The 994-nt window shown below is 64.6% G+C and carries 1 protein-coding gene; it reads right to left on the bottom strand.

Annotation, left to right across the window (positions count from 1 at the left end; translation table 11 throughout):
* Positions 1-10: 10 nt before the first annotated feature.
* Complete coding sequence (locus tag Afe05nite_RS43505) at positions 11-853, bottom strand: transposase family protein (RefSeq protein ID WP_203823224.1); 843 nt, start codon at positions 851-853, stop codon at positions 11-13.
* Positions 854-994 lie beyond the last annotated feature (141 nt).

A 994-nucleotide genomic window follows, 5' to 3' on the forward strand; every position in this document is an offset into this window, starting at 1 on the left:
TGACGTGATCTCAGCAAGATTCGTTGAGGTGCCGGTATTCGAAATGGGTGAGATGTAGCGCTGCGGCGACGACGTCGCCGATTCTTCGGGGGCTGATCGTGCTGTGGCGCAGGGTTTTCCAGCGGCCGACGAGGATGGCGAAGCCGCGTTCTCCTTGCCAGCGCAGACCGCGGAGCAGCCGGTTGACGCTGCGGTTGGCGACGGCGAGGGGTTTGCCGTCGGCGGGTTGCTTGGTCGGAGTTTTGATGCCGTGACCTGCGCCTTCGTAGCCGGAATCGGCCAGGGTGGGCAGGTTGAGTTCGGCTGCGGCCCAGTTCAGGGCGGCGGTGATGTCGAGATTCTTGGCGCAGGTCAGGTCGTGCAGGTGGCCGGGCATGGCGTCAGCGGTCCAGATCGGAAGGCCGTTCGGGAGCATGATTGCTTGGATGTTCGCGCCGAAGTCGCGGTGCTTTCCCGAGTACCACGCGTCGATGCTGTCGCCTTTGACGCTGCGGACGGTTTCGGTGACCCGGTCGCAGTCGAACAGTTTGCCGTCCAGGATGACGAACGCCCAGCCGTCATCGGCGGCACGTTGCAACGCCTCGTGCAGGCCGGGCCGGCGGGCGGCCAGGACCGTGATGCCTTCGGCGAGGTAGCGGTAGGTGGTCGCCCGGGAGACGCCGAACCCGGCGCCCAGCAGCGTCGCGTCTTCCTGCTTACGGAACCAGACCAGGACCAACATCGCCTGGTAGAAGCAGCTCAACGCCCTCGTACCCCGGCGCGTGCCGAGGGCCCGGCGTTCCGCGGCGAGCAACCGTGCGAGGTGACGCACGAGTTCCCTGGGCACGTCGAGCATGGCAGAATACGCGATCACGTGGAGCCCTCTCGACGACCTGTTTCCTTCGCAAGAACTGGTCTATCGATGGCTCCACGCCTATATCCAGCACTGACCGCTACACACGCATTCGCCCGTGTCGTACCGAATCAGACGCTTTTCCTTGCTGAGATCACGTCA

Origin of the sequence: Paractinoplanes ferrugineus (genome assembly GCF_016862195.1) — a bacterium.
Classification (GTDB): Bacteria; Actinomycetota; Actinomycetes; order Mycobacteriales; family Micromonosporaceae; genus Actinoplanes; species Actinoplanes ferrugineus.